This window comes from Alistipes communis (assembly GCF_006542665.1).
Classification (GTDB): Bacteria; Bacteroidota; Bacteroidia; order Bacteroidales; family Rikenellaceae; genus Alistipes; species Alistipes communis.
Genome location: NZ_AP019735.1, coordinates 1,467,824 through 1,485,422 on the forward strand (window position 1 = coordinate 1,467,824; position 17,599 = coordinate 1,485,422).

At 56.7% G+C, this 17,599-nt stretch carries 18 protein-coding genes and 1 tRNA gene; 15 read left to right on the plus strand and 4 right to left on the minus strand.

The genetic code is table 11. The features are described 5' to 3' along the window. Positions 1-412: 412 nt before the first annotated feature. The 3 genes from FMF02_RS06050 to FMF02_RS06060 all read left to right on the plus strand — a co-directional run bounded on the left by FMF02_RS06050 (position 413) and on the right by FMF02_RS06060 (position 2,769). Positions 413-1,324, plus strand: a complete 912-nt coding sequence (locus FMF02_RS06050; RefSeq protein WP_394344406.1) for a leucine-rich repeat domain-containing protein — start codon at positions 413-415, stop codon at positions 1,322-1,324. 667 nt (positions 1,325-1,991) lie between these two features. Further along, on the plus strand, positions 1,992-2,225 hold the full coding sequence (locus FMF02_RS06055; RefSeq protein ID WP_141412133.1) for a hypothetical protein: 234 nt from the start codon (positions 1,992-1,994) through the stop codon (positions 2,223-2,225). Positions 2,226-2,698: 473 nt separating this feature from the next. After that, positions 2,699-2,769 (plus strand) — tRNA-Thr (locus FMF02_RS06060). Here the strand turns inward: FMF02_RS06060 and FMF02_RS06065 are convergent. Together FMF02_RS06065 and FMF02_RS06070 are read right to left on the minus strand one after the other, a co-directional pair. Beyond that, a complete protein-coding gene (locus FMF02_RS06065; protein WP_141412503.1) occupies positions 2,751-3,131 on the minus strand; it encodes a hypothetical protein in 381 nt (126 codons plus the stop codon). The two genes, FMF02_RS06060 and FMF02_RS06065, sit on opposite strands and share 19 nt — an antisense overlap. A 490-nt stretch (positions 3,132-3,621) precedes the next feature. After that, a complete protein-coding gene (locus FMF02_RS06070) occupies positions 3,622-4,512 on the minus strand; it encodes a HEPN domain-containing protein (RefSeq protein ID WP_162852312.1) in 891 nt (296 codons plus the stop codon). A gap of 486 nt (positions 4,513-4,998) precedes the next feature. Here FMF02_RS06070 and FMF02_RS06075 point away from each other — a divergent pair, with 486 nt between their 5' ends. The 12 genes from FMF02_RS06075 to yidD all read left to right on the plus strand — a co-directional run bounded on the left by FMF02_RS06075 (position 4,999) and on the right by yidD (position 14,824). Next, positions 4,999-5,517: a hypothetical protein gene (locus FMF02_RS06075; protein WP_141412505.1), complete on the plus strand. Its 519-nt coding sequence runs from the start codon at positions 4,999-5,001 to the stop codon at positions 5,515-5,517. A 10-nt stretch (positions 5,518-5,527) separates the two neighbouring features. Further along, complete coding sequence (locus FMF02_RS13650) at positions 5,528-5,686, plus strand: hypothetical protein (RefSeq protein ID WP_162502276.1); 159 nt, start codon at positions 5,528-5,530, stop codon at positions 5,684-5,686. Positions 5,687-6,535: 849 nt separating this feature from the next. After that, positions 6,536-7,216, plus strand: a complete 681-nt coding sequence (locus FMF02_RS06080; RefSeq protein WP_141412506.1) for a LysE family translocator — start codon at positions 6,536-6,538, stop codon at positions 7,214-7,216. Next, complete coding sequence (gene cmk / locus FMF02_RS06085; protein WP_019130662.1) at positions 7,206-7,922, plus strand: (d)CMP kinase; 717 nt, start codon at positions 7,206-7,208, stop codon at positions 7,920-7,922. The genes FMF02_RS06080 and cmk overlap by 11 nt, the downstream gene beginning before the upstream one ends. Before the next feature lie 28 nt (positions 7,923-7,950). Next, complete coding sequence (locus tag FMF02_RS06090) at positions 7,951-8,829, plus strand: 4-hydroxy-3-methylbut-2-enyl diphosphate reductase (protein ID WP_019130661.1); 879 nt, start codon at positions 7,951-7,953, stop codon at positions 8,827-8,829. A gap of 70 nt (positions 8,830-8,899) precedes the next feature. Beyond that, positions 8,900-9,376 (plus strand): hypothetical protein, encoded by a 477-nt coding sequence (locus FMF02_RS06095; RefSeq protein WP_141412507.1) that lies wholly within the window; start codon positions 8,900-8,902, stop codon positions 9,374-9,376. Between the two features lie 6 nt (positions 9,377-9,382). Continuing rightward, positions 9,383-11,044, plus strand: a complete 1,662-nt coding sequence (locus tag FMF02_RS06100) for a S41 family peptidase (protein WP_141412508.1) — start codon at positions 9,383-9,385, stop codon at positions 11,042-11,044. A gap of 12 nt (positions 11,045-11,056) precedes the next feature. Then, positions 11,057-12,256, plus strand: coding sequence for a sensor histidine kinase (locus FMF02_RS06105; RefSeq protein ID WP_141412509.1), 1,200 nt, complete (start codon positions 11,057-11,059; stop codon positions 12,254-12,256). Beyond that, on the plus strand, positions 12,253-13,320 hold the full coding sequence (locus FMF02_RS06110) for a DUF4271 domain-containing protein (protein WP_141412510.1): 1,068 nt from the start codon (positions 12,253-12,255) through the stop codon (positions 13,318-13,320). Before FMF02_RS06105 ends, FMF02_RS06110 begins: the two co-directional genes overlap by 4 nt. 80 nt (positions 13,321-13,400) lie before the next feature. Next, on the plus strand, positions 13,401-14,189 hold the full coding sequence (locus FMF02_RS06115) for a uroporphyrinogen-III synthase (RefSeq protein ID WP_019130656.1): 789 nt from the start codon (positions 13,401-13,403) through the stop codon (positions 14,187-14,189). A 43-nt stretch (positions 14,190-14,232) separates the two neighbouring features. Beyond that, positions 14,233-14,607, plus strand: coding sequence for a ribonuclease P protein component (locus FMF02_RS06120; RefSeq protein ID WP_141413582.1), 375 nt, complete (start codon positions 14,233-14,235; stop codon positions 14,605-14,607). Continuing rightward, positions 14,564-14,824 carry a membrane protein insertion efficiency factor YidD gene (gene yidD / locus FMF02_RS06125; RefSeq protein ID WP_034779731.1) on the plus strand — a complete coding sequence of 87 codons (261 nt, stop codon included), beginning with the start codon at positions 14,564-14,566 and terminating at the stop codon, positions 14,822-14,824. Before FMF02_RS06120 ends, yidD begins: the two co-directional genes overlap by 44 nt. A 134-nt stretch (positions 14,825-14,958) precedes the next feature. On the opposite strand, the gene FMF02_RS06130 is transcribed toward yidD, so the two are convergent. Both FMF02_RS06130 and upp read right to left on the minus strand, forming a co-directional pair. Next, on the minus strand, positions 14,959-16,845 hold the full coding sequence (locus FMF02_RS06130; protein ID WP_141412511.1) for an LTA synthase family protein: 1,887 nt from the start codon (positions 16,843-16,845) through the stop codon (positions 14,959-14,961). A gap of 82 nt (positions 16,846-16,927) precedes the next feature. Next, positions 16,928-17,584 (minus strand): uracil phosphoribosyltransferase, encoded by a 657-nt coding sequence (upp, locus tag FMF02_RS06135; RefSeq protein WP_141412512.1) that lies wholly within the window; start codon positions 17,582-17,584, stop codon positions 16,928-16,930. Positions 17,585-17,599: the final 15 nt, after the last annotated feature.

The following is a 17,599-nucleotide window of genomic DNA, read 5'->3' on the forward strand; positions in this document are numbered from 1 at the left end:
GAATAGCTCGCATTGACCTGTGTTTATTATATTGCGGGACTTGTTATTTTCCTTTTTCAGCCTATGTGATTAGGTCCTACGTTCTTATATAGTCTTTAAAGTTATCAGATGAACTGATATATTTTGAAAATTAAAAATATTTTACCATCTTTGCAAATAGTTATTTAGAGCAATTAGGCTCGGTGCAAATAACAGAAAAACGAACCGTCGCCAAATCATTACCTCTAAAAATTTTTATTTTTGTATATTACTTGTAATCAACAAGTAATATACACCAAACGGCTATTTAAAAGAGGTAAAATTTGAATCTCATTCTGAATTAACAGAAATTATTGGACCAGATTATCATATAAATTATGGTCAAGATAATGATGGAGCATTTACTGGTTGTTCATCTTTAACGGCAATATCGATCCCTGCAAGTGTAAAAATAATTGGCCCATATGCTTTTCACGATTGTGTCGCTCTAAATACTGTTATATTTGAGCATGAATCCCAATTGAATCTCATTGATGACTATGCTTTTCTAGATTGCTCATCTTTAATATCAATAGAAATTCCTGCTAATGTAGAAAAAATTGGATATTCAGCATTTAAAGATTGTCATTCGTTGGCTTGTGTTCAGTTTGAAAAAGGGTCAAAATTAAAAAAGCTTGACGGAAGCTATGGAACTGGCGAGCTGGGAGTTTTTTGCGATGGAGTTTTTGAGAATTGTACCTCGTTATCATCTATCGAAATTCCTGCAAGCGTGGAAAAAATTGGTTGTGCAACTTTTAAAAATTGCACAACACTGGCATCCGTTGTTTTTGAGCCTCAATCAAAACTTAAAATTATAGGAGGAAGTTATCATGTAATTCCATATACCTCATCTCATTATTTTGGTGTATTTGCTGATTGTGCGGCATTATCCCAAATTAGAATTCCTGCAAGTGTAGAAAGAATTGAATGTTGTGCTTTTCAAAATTGCACAGCATTAACATCTGTAACTTTTGAGGATAATTCAAATCTAATAAAAATTGCAAGTGATTATGTGTATTTAGCGAAAGAGAACCTTTTTTATGGAGCCTTTTCAGGTTGCTCTCAGCTGCTTACGATTGATGCCTCGGCTTGTACCAAACTTGCATCAATAGGAAAATATGCATTCTATAATGCCTCTCAATTGTATCTTTTTAAGATTGGTGCGGCAACTCCTCCAAAGTGTTATAATGATTTTTCGGAAATTAATTCTTTTTCTGTGTTGAAAGTTCCATCAAATAGTATAGATGCTTATAAAGCGGCTGACAATTGGAAATATTTTGCAAGCATTACGGGATTAGATGAATAAAAATATTAACCACTCTCCTGCTGTGTCTCGGCATGGCGGGAGAGGCTAAGTATAAAATATGTAATATGCATTGGCCAGAAAGACTATATGTAAATCAAAATTTAATAACTCTAATTGTCTGTTATGTAGGAGTAGCATACTCAGAATTGAACGATTTATGTCATCTGTCTTGTGCTTGTTGGTTTCTCTTTATGTTTGCTGCGTTTTCTGTAATAGTTACATTGTCATTTTACACTTACAATTATTGTCGAAATAAATGTGAGGAAAAACATAAATGATGCAACTATAATCAAAGGGCAGACTTGGACAGAACGATTTATTTCATGCCGTATACCCAAGTCTGTCCTTTTTTGTATGTTTTATTGCATATCTCATGAATTTTTCGTATATTTACATCATAATCAAACATATAATAACAATTTAAATTTTAGCTGAAATGAAAAGAAAAACACCAAGCATCGATTGAAAAACAGGCACGGAGACGATCGACGATGTGCAAATATCGTATATCTCCAAAGGCGTATCTTATGATAATGACCACGGCATCTGTCTGTTTGTAGGGCGTAGAACAGACGATCCTACACCACGAGAGTTCACCTATATTTTTGAACTCGACATCGACCCTGCGAAAGATATGACCGTCTGTTTCCAGAAACGGGGTCGTTATATGGCAGGATTCTCCTATCTGCTGAATCCAAAGGCCGTAGAAGAGGGTCATCTCGCCATTGTATTGCCCAACATCGTAGATTTACCCAAGTCCAGCTGCAAGCTCAATCTTTTCGAAGCCCATATCGAGAGCGACACGGCCGTATTCGGCTATACATCGGTAGAGGGTAAACAGAAAGAGTTCCGTTTCCCGCTGACGGGTTTCAACGAGAAGTATTTGGAACAGTTCATATAAAAAGAAACAAGGACAGACTTTGACAAGAGGTCTTAATATAGACTGTTTGACAATGTTTGTCCTTGCTGTTTTCCACAGAAACAAAAGCAACTCAACATTCTTAAAAGGGGAGAGCAGGGAAAGGGGAAAACTTTCCTGCGCGTTTTTCTCGACAGACAATGAGGACAGACTTTGCAAAGGGGTCTTAAATATACCCCTTTTGCAAGGTTTGTCCTCTGTTTTTTAGAAATAAATGAAGGGGTCGGCCAGCCTCTTGCAATCAACTTAATTCATTTACCATTAAAAGATTATGCACTTATGGAAATGCACTCTACATTGGACTATGGGTAATCGAAAGGATAACATAGTGAAATTTAGAAACTTATAACACATTTTATTCACTTGCAGGTGGTGGCAAAATTTCCCATAGACTTCCCATAACGAGTAGGATAAGACAATACAATGCCAATAAAGCTCTGATTTACTATTGTTTACGAATATAGCTCAGCGGTAGAGCACTTCACTCGTAATGAAGGGGTCCCGAGTTCAAATCTCGGTTTCGGCTCGAAACTGCGAAAGCGTCGCAGGCGCAGGAACGAAAGGGAAAACCGCTTCAAGGTAGCTTGAAAGCGGTTTTTTCGTTTCGGTCCGTTTGTCGCGCAGCGACTTGCGCAGGTTCGATAGCGCCCCTGCGGCAAGCAGAAGAGATAAAACGAGCGTAGCGAAGTTAAATCTCGGTTTCGGCTCGAAAATCCGAAGATGCCGCAAGGCGTCGAACGAAACGAAAACCGTCGCAAATCTTTTGCAGACGGTTTTTTCATGCGGATTGTCGCGCACAAAGGACGACGACGTTTCCGGATGGGCTCCTGCGGCGCCTTCGCCGCGCGCGGCGATCGCCTCGTAGAGGTTGTCCGGCTTCTCGCGCATATCTTCCGAAAGATCGTTTACCGCGGGGCGTTGTCCTTGTCGGCGCGTTCCGGCAGGATCGGTTTGACGCGGATTTCTTTGCAAATCCCATAAACGGTTGTATTTGCTTATCGTTCTGCGAATAGTCCGCAAAAGTTTCCGACGGTGACGGTTGCCGCTTAAAAGATGTAGATTCTGAACGGAATATCGGCGACTCGGCAGGGCTGTTATGCAATATTATTTTGCATAGTGCAATATTGTGTTGCATTCTCGGTCGGGATCATTCATATTATACAATGTTAGTTTGTATCAGTACAATGTTTTGTTGTATTGTCGGTCGGGCTTGTTTCGTGTGGTGCAATATTATATTTACTATTATCAAATACTATATTGTATTCTCGGTCGGGGAAAACGATAATGCCGGCGATGGAGTTTCGTCTGGCCGGGTGCTGAGGAATGGTCGGGTGATAGTAGGGACGGGCAGATGTTTCCGGATACCTGCGGAATTCGTTTATTTCTCGATCCGGCTGTCGTAGTAGGCCAGCCGTTCGTTGCAGACCTGCTCCACCACGTCGCGCAGCAGCTCGATCTTCGGCAGCAGGGCGTCGATGTCGGCCTTCGTGATCTCGAAATCGGGGTTGTAGCGCGATTCGATGTAGGCGCGTTGCAGCAGGTCGAACAGCTGTTTTTCCTCCGGCGTGTCACGGGGGAACGCCTTGAAAATCTCCGGTGTATGTTTCTTGGCCGCATTCATCAGCTCCGACAGATCGTGGCTCTTATGGCCGTAGAGAATAAAGGTTATAGGGATCGTCCGCAGGAAATTTTCGGCCGATTGGTGAAGATGGAATGAAGCCATATTATAATCACCATCTTCACAATAAAAAGTAACGCCTTTCAAAAATTGTTTTGCCCTCCCGAATTTATCGTCGTAATATTTCTGCGCTCGTTCCTTGATCTCCTTAAAATTGAGCTTCTTGCGCCGTGCCAGCTTATATGCTCCCGAATCGAAGAGAATTATTCCGTCGCGCTTGATCTCCGTCTCGAAGTAGTGGGCTTTCGACAGGGCATGGTTGAAGTCGTCGATACCGTAGTTGACGAACTGCGGATGGGTGTGGAACGGTCGGTTCTTGTTCTCGAAGAAGCGATCCTTGATCTTTTCGTACAACGAATACTCCACCGCTCCGATCGGCTTGCGCGTCACGATCGCGATGTCGTAATCGCTCATGTAGTAGGTCGGTGTGCCGAACTCGATGCGCTGGTCGTAGTCGACGTAGCTGTTCTTCGCATAGCTGCCGAACAGGATCACCATCTCGACCTGTTTGATCTGCTCGCGGATCAGGGCGACGAGTTGCTGCAAATCCCGTCGCTTGTCGGGCGGTAAAAACCGGGTGCTTCGTTTCATCATCGCAAAATTATGAAAAATTCCGGCACGGCGTTTTGCAAATCCCATAAAAAAACAGCTATATTTGCTTATCGTCCTGCAAATAGTCTGCAAAAGTTTCCGACGGCGGCGGGTGCCGCTTAAAAGAGACGATGCAGATTATGAAACGGAATATCGACGACTCGGCATAGCCGACGGACATAACTTATAAAGGGTACACAACTCTTTATACCTAACGACAAACATAGGAACCTTTCGAAAGAGAGGGTTTGACACCGGTATAAAAGTTGCCAGTCCTTGTTATGTCCTGCTTGCGTATTGCGAGCAGGGCGGCAAGGGCGCAGGACAGCTTCCGGTTTCGGGTTTCCTATGACCTGTCGTTAGGGGCTGACACCGCGCCCCTTTTCTTTTTGCCTACATGCAATATTATTTTGCTATTATCAAATATTATATTGCATTATCGGCCGGAGGGAGGGCGATTCACGAATCTTTCAACCCCTTTTTCCCATGTCTACCTTTCAGGAACGTATCCTCGCTGCGTCCGGCAGCTCGTCGGGCACCGCGGACACCGACCCCGAACTCTACCGTTACCGCTCCGCCTCCTCGGAGGAGTACCTCGAATCCTGCAACTATCGTGTCTGGTCGACCGAACTGCCCGACCGGTTTCTCGTCTGGTGGATGCGCCCCGTCGGGCGCGACGAAGCCGAACAGCGCAGCCTCGAACGCGAGCTCCGCTCCGACGAGGAGTCGCCGCTCCATATCCCGTTGGAAATCTTCATGACGGCCTACTACGAGCGTTACGAGCGCGTCAAAGGGATGGCGTCGTTCCTCTCCGACGACCGTGCGGTCGGGTCGGAAGATGCCGCGGCCGCGGTGGAGGCGCAGTTGGCCGGCGATGCCGACTACCGTGCGCAGGCGTTCGCCTTCATCGAAGGGTTCGTTTGTTTTCAACAGTCGTTTTCTCGCCACGGCATAGCTCGCGCAAGCGCGGCTCTGCTCATTTGGCTTAACGAAAACGTTCTATAAATTTCAGGCGTTGTTGAGCTATGTCTTCACGCTGCGCATGATCGATGCGGCGGACGAACTGCGTCGGTTCGACCTTTTCGACGTCGAAGCCTACGACGAGGTGCTGGCGCAGGTGAACCGCGACCTCACGGACGGAACGATTCCGCCCTTCGAGGCGCGTATCGTCTGAGCCGGAAGTTTTGGGCGGCGGCATCGCCTTGTTTCTTTTTCAAGTAAAAGTTTTAGGTTCGGCGATGCCGCTGCCCTTCCCATACGGTTCTCGCGATCCGTAACTGACGAGTACTGGCACGTCGCCTCCGCCGCACGATCCGGTGCGGCGGAGCGGAGGGTGGGCGCTGCCGTCCAGCGCGGGATGCGGCGAGGTGCGGGAATCGATCCGCTTTTCTTCCGCACAGCCGGATCGAGTCGAGAAACGCCGTCGTTCGGGAAACCGTTGCGGCGCTTGTCCCCGCGCGGGCCGAAGTCTCCGCCCGCGGAGGCCTGCCGTAGGAGTGTGCTCCGAGGCTTCGTCCCGCAGCGCATCGGATAAGCAGCGGCGTTCTTCCACCCTTTCGGAATAAGGATCGGGGCGATCCTCGCGGCGGAAGCCTTTGTTTGCTGGCTTCCCGTTCGGGATGACACCCCCCCCCAAAAAAACAGTCATTCCCTTCGGAATGACGAAATCTGATTTTAATTGCAAGCCCTCGTTTGCTTCTGCGCTCGTTCGTATCTTTGACTTCGTCTTAGATACTCCCGCTCGGCAATGTTCATTTTCATGCACGTTTTCTCGCCTCGGCAATTCGAACAAGTTCGATTGTGCTCGGCTTATCGAAAACGTTCAAATAAATTTGACATTGCCCTCGCTTATTCGTATCTTTGACTGCGTCTTAGATACTCCGTCTCGGCATAATCAAGCTTGCGCTTGCTTCTGCGCTCGACTTTTCGTATCTTTGTCCTCCAAACCCGACTCGGGCCGCCCGCGAAGCGTCGACGACGCCTCGGCGACGGACGCGGCCTCAGGGTCTCAAAAACGCCGTTCATGGGATTCGACGAGATAACGAACATTCTCTACCTGCTGTTGCAGGGGGTGGGGGTCGGCATCGCAGCCTCCATTACCGTAGGCCCCGTAGCCGTGCTCTGCATTCAGCGGACGCTGAGCAAGAGCCGTCGTTCGGGGTTCGCATCGGGGCTCGGTGTGGCCTGCGCCGATACGCTCATGGCGATCTTCGCCATGCTCTTCTCGTCGATCCTGCAACGGTCGATCGAGGCGAACAGGTTGATCCTCAGCGTCGTGAGCGGCATCATCGTGGTGATCGTGGGCGTCTACATCTTCCTGCAAAACCCCGTGACGCAGATCCGCCGCAATCGTGTGGGCAAGACGACGCTGTGGAGGGATTTCGCCTCGATGTTCGGCATCACGCTGACGAATTTCATCTACGTGATCCCCTACATCATGATCTTCTTCACGATGTTCAAGGTCTCGACGCTCGGCGTGACCGACGTGGGGAGCCTTTTCGGGGGATTGCTCACCATCGCGGGGTTCCTGGGCGGAGCCGTGACGTGGTGGTTCGCGCTGACCTTCCTGCTGAATCTGTTCCGGCACCGGTTTCGTCCGCGCCACATGCTGACGATCAACCATGTGGCGGGAATCGTCATCGCCGTGCTGGGTATCTATACCATTTTGTCGAATTTCATCCATGTCCTGCCCAATGTGCACTGACCGAGATACGAACAAGAAGATCGTCATCGCCATCGACGGTTTTTCATCATGCGGCAAATCGACCTTCGCCAAGGCCATCGCCCGCCGTCTGGGATATATTTTCATCGATACGGGGGCGATGTACCGCGCCGTGACGCTCTATGCGCTCGAACACGGGGCCATCCGTTCGGGAATGGTCGACGAGGAGGCCGTCGTACGGCTGCTGCCGGACATCTGCATCGATTTCCGCTTCAATCCCGAACGCGGGGCCAGCGACATCTATGTCGACGGCGACCGCGTCGAGGGCAAGATCCGCACGATCGAGGTGAGCAACTGCGTGAGCGCCGTCAGTTCGATCTGCGAGGTGCGCGCCAAACTGGTGGCCATGCAGCAGCAGATGGGGCGCCGGCGGGGCGTGGTGATGGACGGCCGCGACATCGGTACGACGGTCTTTCCCGACGCCGAGCTGAAAATCTTCATGACGGCCCGGCCTTCGGTGCGGGCGCGCCGCCGCTACGACGAGCTGCGGGCCAAAGGCGACGAGGTCTCCTACGAGGAGATTCTGCAAAACGTCCTCTCGCGCGACAAGGCCGACATGACGCGGGCGATTTCGCCGCTGCGCAAGGCCGACGACGCCGTGGTGCTCGACAACAGTTGCATGACCGTCGCCGAGCAGATGGAGTGGTTCGAGAAGGAGTTCCGCCGCGCCATAGGCGACGGCCGGTAAGGTGGTTTTGGAGTAACCGGACATCGTTATGCGCGTGGAGATCGACGATAAATCGGGGTTCTGTTTCGGCGTCGTGCGGGCTATCGACAAGGCCGAACGGGCGCTGGCCGACTACGGTACGGTCTATTCGCTGGGCGACATCGTCCACAACCGGATCGAGGTGCAGCGGCTCGAAGGGTTGGGGCTGCACACGGTGACGCACGCCGATCTGGACGGTCTGGGAGGCCGGCGGCTCTTCATCCGCGCCCACGGCGAACCCCCTTCGACCTTCGCACGTGCCCGCGAGGCGGGCGTGGAGGTGATCGACGCGACATGTCCCGTGGTCGCGAAATTGCAGGAGCGGGTAGTGAAGGCGCATGCCGAAATGGCGGAGTCGGGCGGTCAGGTGGTGATTCTGGGCAAACGGGGGCACGCCGAGGTGGTGGGGCTCACGGGACAGGTGGCGGCGCCGACGCTGGTCGTCGAGCGGGAGGAGGATCTCGCGCAGGTCGATTTCACGCGGCCGGTTTACTTCCTGTCGCAGACGACGCAGAGCATCGCGCTTTTCGAGCGGCTGGCCGACGAGATGCGCCGCCGCGCGGCCGATGCGTCGCAGGTGGTGGTGCACGACACGATCTGCCGGCAGGTCGCCAACCGCGAGGGACATTTGGCGGCTTTCGCTCGGCGGTTCGACGCGGTGATTTTCGTTTCGGGCCGCAAATCCTCCAACGGGAAGGTGCTCTGCGAGGTCTGCCGTGCCGCCAATGCACGCACCTATCAGGTCGAGGAGGCCGCCGAACTGCGGGCCGAATGGTTCGAGGGGGCCGAGTCGGTGGGGATCTGCGGCGCCACGTCGACGCCCCGCTGGCTGATGCAGCGGGTGGCCGACGCGATCGTTGCGGGGAGGTTCGGCACAGGCCGTACCTGAGCGCCGGATTGCACCGCCGCATCGCGTGCGGCGGATTTAGAGAAGGATTTCAACCAAATAACCGATCGATATGCATAGCTTCGTTCGTTCCGTAAAATATTTCGTACACCTCTGCGTTCTGTGTGCAGCGGTGATTCTGGTGATGCACCTGGCCGGTATGCTGGCCGTGGCGCCGGCGGAGCTGCCCGCGCTGCTCTTCGCCTCGTGGCGGGGGTGGGTGCTCGCTGCGGCCGTCGTCCTCCTCTCGGCAGCCTATCCCTTTACGGGGTTCGTCACGCGGCGTGTGGAGGGATTTCTCGACGACGACCGCGAACGGGTCGTGAACGCCTTTCGGGCCGAAGGGTTCGTACCGGCGGACGACGACGGCGAGGGCATGACCTTTCGGGCGGCCAGTCCGCTGCGGAGGCTGTGGCTGCACTTCGACGACGAGGTGCGCGTCGCCCAGTTCGGCCAGTGGATCGAACTGAGCGGTCAGCGGCGCACGGTAGCGCGCGTGGCACCCCGTCTCGAAGGCTACATCGCCGCTCATGCGCGAACGAAAGAATAGGATGCAATGAAACGAATCGCAAATTATCTCCTGACGGCGACCGCCCTGCTCGGTGCGGCCGCCCTGCTGACCTTTGCCGCGAAGAACGACTTCGGGTTGGCGCGCAACATGGAGACGCTGGTCAACATGATGCGCGAACTGTCGGTCTACTACGTCGACGAGGTCGACGCCGACCGTCTGATGACCGACGCCGCCGAAGGAATGGTGCGGCGGCTCGACCCCTATACGGTCTACATGCCCGAAGAGGAGATGACCGATTTCCAGTTCCTCACCACCGGCAAGTACGGCGGCGTGGGGGCGTTGATCCGCAAGAAGGGCGACGGCGTGGTCGTCGCACAGCCCTACAAGGGCTTCCCGGCCGACCGCGCCGGATTGCAGATCGGCGACCGCTTCGTCGAGATCGCGGGCAAGGACGCCCGCGGCATGACCACCGAACAGGTGAGCGCGCTGCTCAAAGGTACGCCCAACACCAACGTCACGATCAAGGTCGAGAAGCTGCTCACGGGCCAGGTCGAGGAGGTGAAGCTGCGCCGCGAGCGGATCGCCATTTCGGGCGTGGGCTACGCCGGCTTCGTGGCCGACAGCATCGGGTATATCCAGCACCGCGACTTTACGGAGGGGTGCTATGAGGATATGCGCGCCGCATTGGAGGGGTTGCAGAAGCAGGGGCTCAAAGCGCTCGTGCTCGACTACCGCAACAACGGCGGCGGCATCTTGCAGGAGGCCGTGAAGATCGTCTCGATGTTCGTGCCCAAGGGCACCGAGGTGGTGACGACCAAGGGGCGCACCGAGCATACGGTCTACCGTACGCAGCTCGAACCCGTCGCGCCGACGCTGCCGATCGTGGCGCTCGTGAACGACGGGACGGCTTCGGCCGCCGAGATCGTCACCGGCTCGTTGCAGGATCTGGACCGTGCGGTGCTCGTCGGCCAGCGCACCTTCGGCAAGGGACTGGTGCAGACGACGCGCCCGTTGGGCTACAACAGCTTCCTGAAAGTCACCACGGCCAAATACTACATCCCCTCGGGCCGCTGCATCCAGGCGATCGACTACTCGTCGCGCGACGAGAAGGGGGCCGTGAAGAGCGTGCCCGATTCGCTCGTGCGCGAGTTCCGCACGCGCGGCGGCCGCAAGGTCTACGACGGCGGCGGCATCATGCCCGACGAACGCATCGATCCCGAATACATCAGCCGTTTCGCCATGACGCTCTATGCCATGGGTTACGTCGACGATTTCGCCGACCTCTACTTCCGCGAGCACGGGATGCAGCGGATCGATCCGCGCACCTTCACCCTCACCGACGCCGATTACGAGCGCTTCGAGCAGTTCATGGCCGACAAGGAGGTCAAATACGAGTCGGACACGCGGCGGGCGCTCAACCGGATCAAGGAGGCGGCCAGGGCCGACCTCTACGAGGAGTCGCTCGCGGCGGAGATCGAGGCGATCGAGGCCGGCATCCGCGACGACAAGGCGACCAACCTGCAAACCTACAAACGCGAGATCATGGAGACGCTCAACGGCGCCGTCATCCTGCGTTACAGCTATGCGGAGGGGGTTACGGAGCATACGCTCACGGAGGACCGCGAGGTGCATCGCGCCGTCGCACTGCTCGACGACGGGAAGGAGTACGCCCGCATCCTGCACGAACAGGATACCGTCCGAAAATAAACCCGATTCCGCATGGCACGCCGGTCGTTGAAATACCTGCTCAACCGCTATACGCTCTCGTTCCGCAACCGGATCGTGGTGATCGCCGTGGGCATGGTCATCTGCCTGCTGTCGCTGGTCTACACCAACCGCATGGCGCACGACCTGCGCGAGAAGGAGCAGCACGACGTCGAGGTGTGGGCGCACGCCATGGAGCAGGCGAGCCGCGACGCCTTCGGCGGCTCGGTCAACGATCCGCTCATCAAGGGCATCCTCTCGAACCGCAACAACATCCCCTTCATCATCACCGACGAGCGGCTCAACGTCATCCAGTCGCATCTGGTGCCGCGCGAGGTGTTGGACCATCCCGACCGGCTGCGCCGCCAGATCGACCGCTTCACGGAGGAGAACCAGCCCAAGACGGTCAACTACTGGTGGGGTCCCGAACACCGGCACATCATCTTCTACGGCAAGTCGAAGCTGCTCAAAGGGCTTTACCTTTTCCCTTATGTACAGCTGGGGGTCATCTTTTTCTTCATCTTCATCGGATACATCGCCTTCCGTTCGTCGAAGCAGGACGAACAGAACCGCGTGTGGATCGGTCTGGCGAAGGAGACGGCGCATCAGCTGGGAACGCCTACGTCGTCGCTGCTGGGGTGGATCGAGTATCTGCGCAGCCAGCCCGTCGATCAGGAGGCGGTCGAGGAGATGAACAAGGATCTGACGCATCTGCTGAAAATCGTCGACCGCTTCTCGAAGATCGGCTCCGAGACGGTACTCCAAAAGGCGACCGTCAACGAAGTGGTGGGCGAAGCGGTGATGTATTTCCGCAAGCGTATTCCGCGCAACGTCACGCTCGACTACAACGGTCTGGCCATCGCTCCGATCGAGGCCAACATCAATCCGGCTCTCTTCGAATGGGTGGTCGAGAACCTGATGAAAAATGCGCTCGACGCCCTGCAAGGACACGGGTCGATCGACGTGCGGCTCTCGATGGACGACCAAAACGTGATGATCGACGTGAAGGATACGGGCAAGGGCATTCCCAAAAGCAACTGGAAGCGGATTTTCGAGCCCGGCTTCACGACCAAGACGCGCGGCTGGGGGCTCGGACTGTCGCTCTCGCGCCGTATCATCGAGGAGTATCACAACGGTAAGATCGCCGTCGTGGAGTCGGAGCCGGGCAAGGGTACCATGATCCGCATTACGCTCAAACGCTTTTTCGACGCATGATCCGGCCGGACGATCTGTCGGTCGCCGCCGATTCGCTCGCGGCGAACGGAACGCCGGCCGGGCCGGCGGGGGTCGTCGTGCATGCGGCGGGCGTCTGCACCGATACGCTGGACGGGGGGCTCCGTGCGGCGGAAGCCCTCTCCGATTCGTTCGCGGCGGCCGATTCGCTGGTACATACCGCAGCCGCCCTTCCGGACGCTTTTCCGGCCGCGTTTCCGCAGGTGGAGCCGCTCTCGGCGGCCGAACGGGCGCTGACGCTCGGCGGATGGCTCAGCGATTGGACGGCGCGTACGGCGCAGGGCGTCGCGTCGCTGGCGGATGCTTCGGCGGCGGAGCTGTTCGGTGCGGCGTCGACGCTGGGCGACGTCGGTCATGCGGTCGCGGAAACGACAGCTCCCCTCTCCGGATCGGTCGTCTATCAGGCCGTCGTCCTGCTGCTGGCGGCTTCCTATCTGTTGCTGCTCTATACCAATTACAGCGAAGTGCGGATGCTGGCGGGGAGTTTCGGGTTCGACCGAAACGCCGGACAGCGGACGTTGCAGAAGCGCGGCGTGATCCACAGCCATTTCCTGCGCCGTTGCTGCATACTCGGCGTCGTGGGGATCGGCGTGCTGACCGTACGCCTATGCGACGACTGGCTGCCGGCGGGTACGTTCGACCTCCTTCCTCCGCTCTGGCGGGAGGGTCTCTGCGTGGCGGCCGTGCTGGCGGCCGAGGCCGTCGTCCTGATGCAGACGATCGCATTGTGGTGCATCGGACAAGTGACGCTCACGCAGTCGTTCGTCGAGACGCTTCTCTATGTCAAACAGTTCCATTTCGCGCTGGCGAGCCTCTCGGTCCTGCCGTTCATTTTGCTTTATGCACTCTGTCCAATCGGTTCAGGATCAGGCTGGTTATGCGGGATAGTCGGGTTGTCTGCGATGATTATATTGCTATTTCTCAGAGAGATTCATTCGTTGTTTGTCGCAAAAAATATTTCGAATTTGCATTGGATTTTGTACCTTTGCACCATCGAAATCGCACCGGTGGCATTTGCGGTGCTCATGTTGATAAAACACAGTTAAGAATGAGTGTAACGAAAGTCAGTCGAATTCTTGTCTCTCAGCCGCAGCCGGCTATCCCCGAAAAGTCTCCTTTCTTCGAATTGGCGCGCAGACAGCGCATAACCGTCGATTATCATCCGTTCATTCGGGTTGCGGGCGTTTCGCTCAAGGAGTTCCGGCAGCAGCGGGTCGAGATATTGGATCATACGGCCGTAATTTTCACGTCGCGCACGACCGTCGACAGCTTTTTCCGTATTTGCGAGGAGGCGCGTATCACCGTTCCCGAAACGATGAAGTACATCTGCCAGACGGAGGCCGTGGCGCTCTACCTGCAAAAATACATCGTCTACCGCAAGCGTAAAATTTCGTTTGCCGACGGTTCGTTCACCAATTTGATCGAACTGCTCATCAAGCACAAGGAGGAGAAGTTCCTGCTCACGCTCAGCGAGCCGCACAAGCCCGATCTGCCCGAGACGATGGCCAAGCTCAAATTCTCGTTCCATCCGGTGATTCTCGCCCGCACGGTGGCGGCCGATCCCGAAGGGATCGACATCCGTTCCTACGACGTGGTGGGCATCTATTCTCCCTCGGAGGTCAAGGTGCTCATCGAGCAGTTCGGCGACGAACTGCCGACGATCGCCGCCTTCGGCGAGGCGACGCTGCGCTGCGCCATCGAGGCGGGACTGACCGTCAAGATCAAGGCCCCGACGCCCGAAGCTCCTTCGATGGTCAAGGCGATCGACATCTACATCGACCAGGTGCACGCCGGCAAGGAGGTCGAGGCGGCGCAGTTCGTCGAGGACAAGCAGAAGGAGGAGTTCATCCGTTCGCAGCAGCACAAGCTGGCTAAGAAGAGCCGCGCACGCCGTTCGTCGGCCGACAAGAAATAACGACCGGAGGCGGTACGTCCGCCTCCATTGAGAGAATACGATGATCCCGTCCCGTACATTGCCCCGCGCCGAACGGTTGCGCACGCTGGGTGCGATCCGCCGCCTGTTCGAGAGCGGCGAGTCGGGTTTCGTCTATCCGTTCCGTTACGTCTGGTTCGCCGAGGCCGACGACCGCATGTCGGCCGAAGTGCTCTTTTCCGTTCCCAAGAAGTTCCACAAGCGCGCCAACCGGCGCAACCTTCTCCGCCGCCGGGCGAAGGAGGCTTACCGGCTCAACAAGAGGCTGCTGCTCGCGGAGGGCGGAAAGACGGCTGCCGTGGACGTGGCGCTGATCTACTCCTCGAAGGAGATCGTTCCCTATAAAACCGTCGAAAATGCCCTGCGCCGGATTCTTCAACAGATTGCGGAGCGTCTGTAAACGTGCGGCGGCGCTGCCGCTGATCGCTGTGGTGAAGTTCTACCAGCTCTGCATCTCGCCCTTCACGCCGCCTTCGTGCCGGTTTACGCCGACCTGTTCGCAGTATGCCGTCGAGGCGCTGCGCAAATACGGGCCCGTCAAGGGCGGCTGGCTCACCCTGAAACGGCTGGCGCGCTGCCATCCGTGGGGCGGCAGCGGCTACGATCCGGTGCCGTAGGGGCGGTTTTCTCTCCCCTCCCCGATTTTCCGGTAACGATAAGAACCGCCCCTTCGAAGGGGCGGTTCTTGAATTCTGCGTAATCGAAATTCATGCACCGGATGGCACAGATCGGATTTCGATTCTCCGGATTTTTACAGCTCCCGTATCGCCTTGTAGGTGGTTTGGAGCATCGCCTTTCCGTCGCGCAGCTGCGCGGCCGTGCTGTCGGGCGAGATCACGCGGGCGGAGGTGCAGTCGAAGATCGTCGTGCCGCCGGCGTCGGCCACGCCGAAGCCGTTGTTGAAACACCAGTAGCCGAATTTGGGGCGCGCCGGATCGAACAGGTCGCGGCTGAAAAGGAAATCGCCGTGAGCGATCCCCAGCTGCGCGAGCAGCGTGGCCGCCAGATCGCTCTGCGAGCCGTAGGTCTCGACCACCGCCGGACGGCGCACGGCGCCGCCCAGCCACAGCATCGGGATGCGGTGACGCAGCGCGTCGCTGTTGGCGATGCCGTAGGGGTAGGGATAGGCATGGTCGGCGATGAGGATGACGAGCAGGTCGTCCCATACGGGAGTCTGCCGCACGCGTTCCACGAAGCGGCCGAGGCAGGCGTCGGTGAAGGCCATGGCGTTGAGCATCGGGTCGTCGAACTTCGCGAACGGCACGTCGAACGGTTCGTGGCTCGACAGCGTGAGCATCGCGGCGAAGAAGGGACGCTGCGATGCGGCTTCGGCGAGCACATGGTCGGTGAAGGCGTCGATCACCACGTCGTCGGCATAGCCCCATTTCGAGGTCGGGGCGTCGAAGTGCAGGTCTTTCTGCCACGTGAGCCGGTCGAAGCCCGTGCCGTAGAGGTAGGAGGCCGTGTTGGTGAAGTTAAGGTCGCCGCCGTAGTAGAAGCTCGTGGCATAGCCCTCGCGGCGCAGCGAGCGGGCGATCGAGGGGAGCCGCTGGCTCTTGACGGGCAGCTTCATGACCGACATCTTGGTCTGGGCGGGAAATCCGCTCAGCACGGCTACCGTGCCGCGGTCGGTGCGGAACGAGTTGGCGAAGAGGTTGTCGAAATAGACTCCCTCGCCCTTCAACCGTTGGAATTCGGGAGCTACGGGTTCGCCTCCGACACGCTCGTCGACCGTCGAGCGGCCGAAGCTTTCGACCAGGAACAGCACGACGTTCGGCCGTCGGGTGCGCAGCAGCGTGTCGGTTCCGATTCCGGCAGGCAGGTCGCCGCGCAGCGGCTCGAAGATCGCCGCACGCTCCGGTTCGGGAAAGAATTCGTATTCGTAGAGGGCGTCGTCGCCGTCCGACAGGGTCGAGAGGAACGAGAAAAGCGGATTGACCGCCGCATGGTTCAGGAACATCCGGCCGCTGAAATAGACCTTCGAGACATTGGCCGTTGCCACCGACACCCCGCCGCGGATCGGCAGGAAGAGCACTCCTGCCGCCAGCAGCAGCACCAGCGTGCTGCCTGCGCGATGTGTCGACCGCCGGGCGGGGTCGTAAAGCCGCAGTACGCGCAGGTAGCACCACGCCATGCCTCCGAAGACCGCCGCGGCGACCAGCAGTTGCAGCAGGAGCTGGCCGGCCGTGACGCTCGCCAGCGCCTCTTTGGGCGAGGCGAGGTATTGCAGCACGGAGCTGTCGAGCGGGAAGGCCCAGTATTCGTAGAGGGCGAGGTTGGCGGCGAACGCCGTGGCGGCGACGGCGGCGATGACGAGCAGGTAACCTTTCAGCACGCTGCGGCTCCATCGCCCCGGAATCCAGAGGGCTGCGAGCACGACCAGGAGCGGCAGTGCGGTGATGTATCCCGCTACGGTCTGGTCGAGTTTCAATCCGTTCCAGACGACCAGCGCCAGCTCTGCGGCCGAAGCTTCGGCCGCCTGCGCGTGGTACCACAGCAGGAAGAGCGGTTTCTCGATCGCCATCACGAGCAGGCTCATGGCGAAGAGGGCGCCGAGAAAGAGCAGATTGCCGGCCAGCGGCGGAAGGGGCCGGCGGGCGGTGTCCGATGACGGACGGTTTTCGATGAATCGTTTCATGGCTTTTCAATCCTCCCCGACGAAGCCGGAAGCGGACGGCGGCGGTGCGCTCCGCCTGCCGTCCGTTCGGGGGCAGCGGCGGTTACAACTTCTCTCCGTAGGCCAGATCGCCCGCATCGCCGATACCGGGAACGATGTAGGAGCGCGAGGTCAGCTCTTCGTCCACGGCGGCGCACCAGAGCGAAGTGGTCGCATGCGGCATGTGGCGCTGCACGTAGTCTACGCCCTGCTCCGAACCGATGATCGACGCCACGTGGGTGTGGGCCGGCATACCTCCCTTCTCGACGAGCGCTTCGTAGACCAGCGCCGCCGACGATCCGGTGGCGAGCATCGGGTCGACCAGCAGCATCGTCTTCCCTTCGAGACTTCCGCACGAGATGTACTCGACCTTGACGGTGAACGTGCCGTCCTTCTTGCTCTTGCGGTAGGCCGATACGAAGGCGTTCTGCGCGTCGTCGAAATAGTTCAGGAAGCCCTGGTGAAACGGAAGGCCTGCGCGCAGGATCGTGGCGATGACGATTTCGTTATCGTAGAGCTCGACTTCGGCCTCGCCGAGCGGTGTCTCGACCGTGCGGGGCGTGTAGCGGAACCGTTTCGAGATTTCGTAGGCCATCAGTTCGCCGATGCGTTCCAGATTGCGGCGGAAACGCATCGAATCGCACTGGATCCTGCGGTCGCGGATCTCGGCGATGAACTTGTTGAGGACGGTGTTCTGTCGGTTCAGAATGTTGATCTCCATAATGCGGGGGTGTTG

Excerpts from the sequence above, each read along its gene's own strand:
- FMF02_RS06055 (WP_141412133.1), top strand. The coding sequence starts at position 1,992 with ATGGCAGGATTCTCCTATCTGCTGAATCCAAAGGCCGTAGAAGAGGGT.
- FMF02_RS06065 (WP_141412503.1), bottom strand. The coding sequence starts at position 3,131 with ATGCGCGAGAAGCCGGACAACCTCTACGAGGCGATCGCCGCGCGCGGC.
- FMF02_RS06070 (WP_162852312.1), bottom strand. The coding sequence starts at position 4,512 with ATGAAACGAAGCACCCGGTTTTTACCGCCCGACAAGCGACGGGATTTG.
- FMF02_RS06075 (WP_141412505.1), top strand. The coding sequence starts at position 4,999 with ATGTCTACCTTTCAGGAACGTATCCTCGCTGCGTCCGGCAGCTCGTCG.
- FMF02_RS06080 (WP_141412506.1), top strand. The coding sequence starts at position 6,536 with ATGGGATTCGACGAGATAACGAACATTCTCTACCTGCTGTTGCAGGGG.
- cmk (WP_019130662.1), top strand. The coding sequence starts at position 7,206 with ATGTGCACTGACCGAGATACGAACAAGAAGATCGTCATCGCCATCGAC.
- FMF02_RS06090 (WP_019130661.1), top strand. The coding sequence starts at position 7,951 with ATGCGCGTGGAGATCGACGATAAATCGGGGTTCTGTTTCGGCGTCGTG.
- FMF02_RS06095 (WP_141412507.1), top strand. The coding sequence starts at position 8,900 with ATGCATAGCTTCGTTCGTTCCGTAAAATATTTCGTACACCTCTGCGTT.
- FMF02_RS06100 (WP_141412508.1), top strand. The coding sequence starts at position 9,383 with ATGAAACGAATCGCAAATTATCTCCTGACGGCGACCGCCCTGCTCGGT.
- FMF02_RS06105 (WP_141412509.1), top strand. The coding sequence starts at position 11,057 with ATGGCACGCCGGTCGTTGAAATACCTGCTCAACCGCTATACGCTCTCG.
- FMF02_RS06110 (WP_141412510.1), top strand. The coding sequence starts at position 12,253 with ATGATCCGGCCGGACGATCTGTCGGTCGCCGCCGATTCGCTCGCGGCG.
- yidD (WP_034779731.1), top strand. The coding sequence starts at position 14,564 with ATGCCCTGCGCCGGATTCTTCAACAGATTGCGGAGCGTCTGTAAACGT.
- FMF02_RS06130 (WP_141412511.1), bottom strand. The coding sequence starts at position 16,845 with ATGAAACGATTCATCGAAAACCGTCCGTCATCGGACACCGCCCGCCGG.
- upp (WP_141412512.1), bottom strand. The coding sequence starts at position 17,584 with ATGGAGATCAACATTCTGAACCGACAGAACACCGTCCTCAACAAGTTC.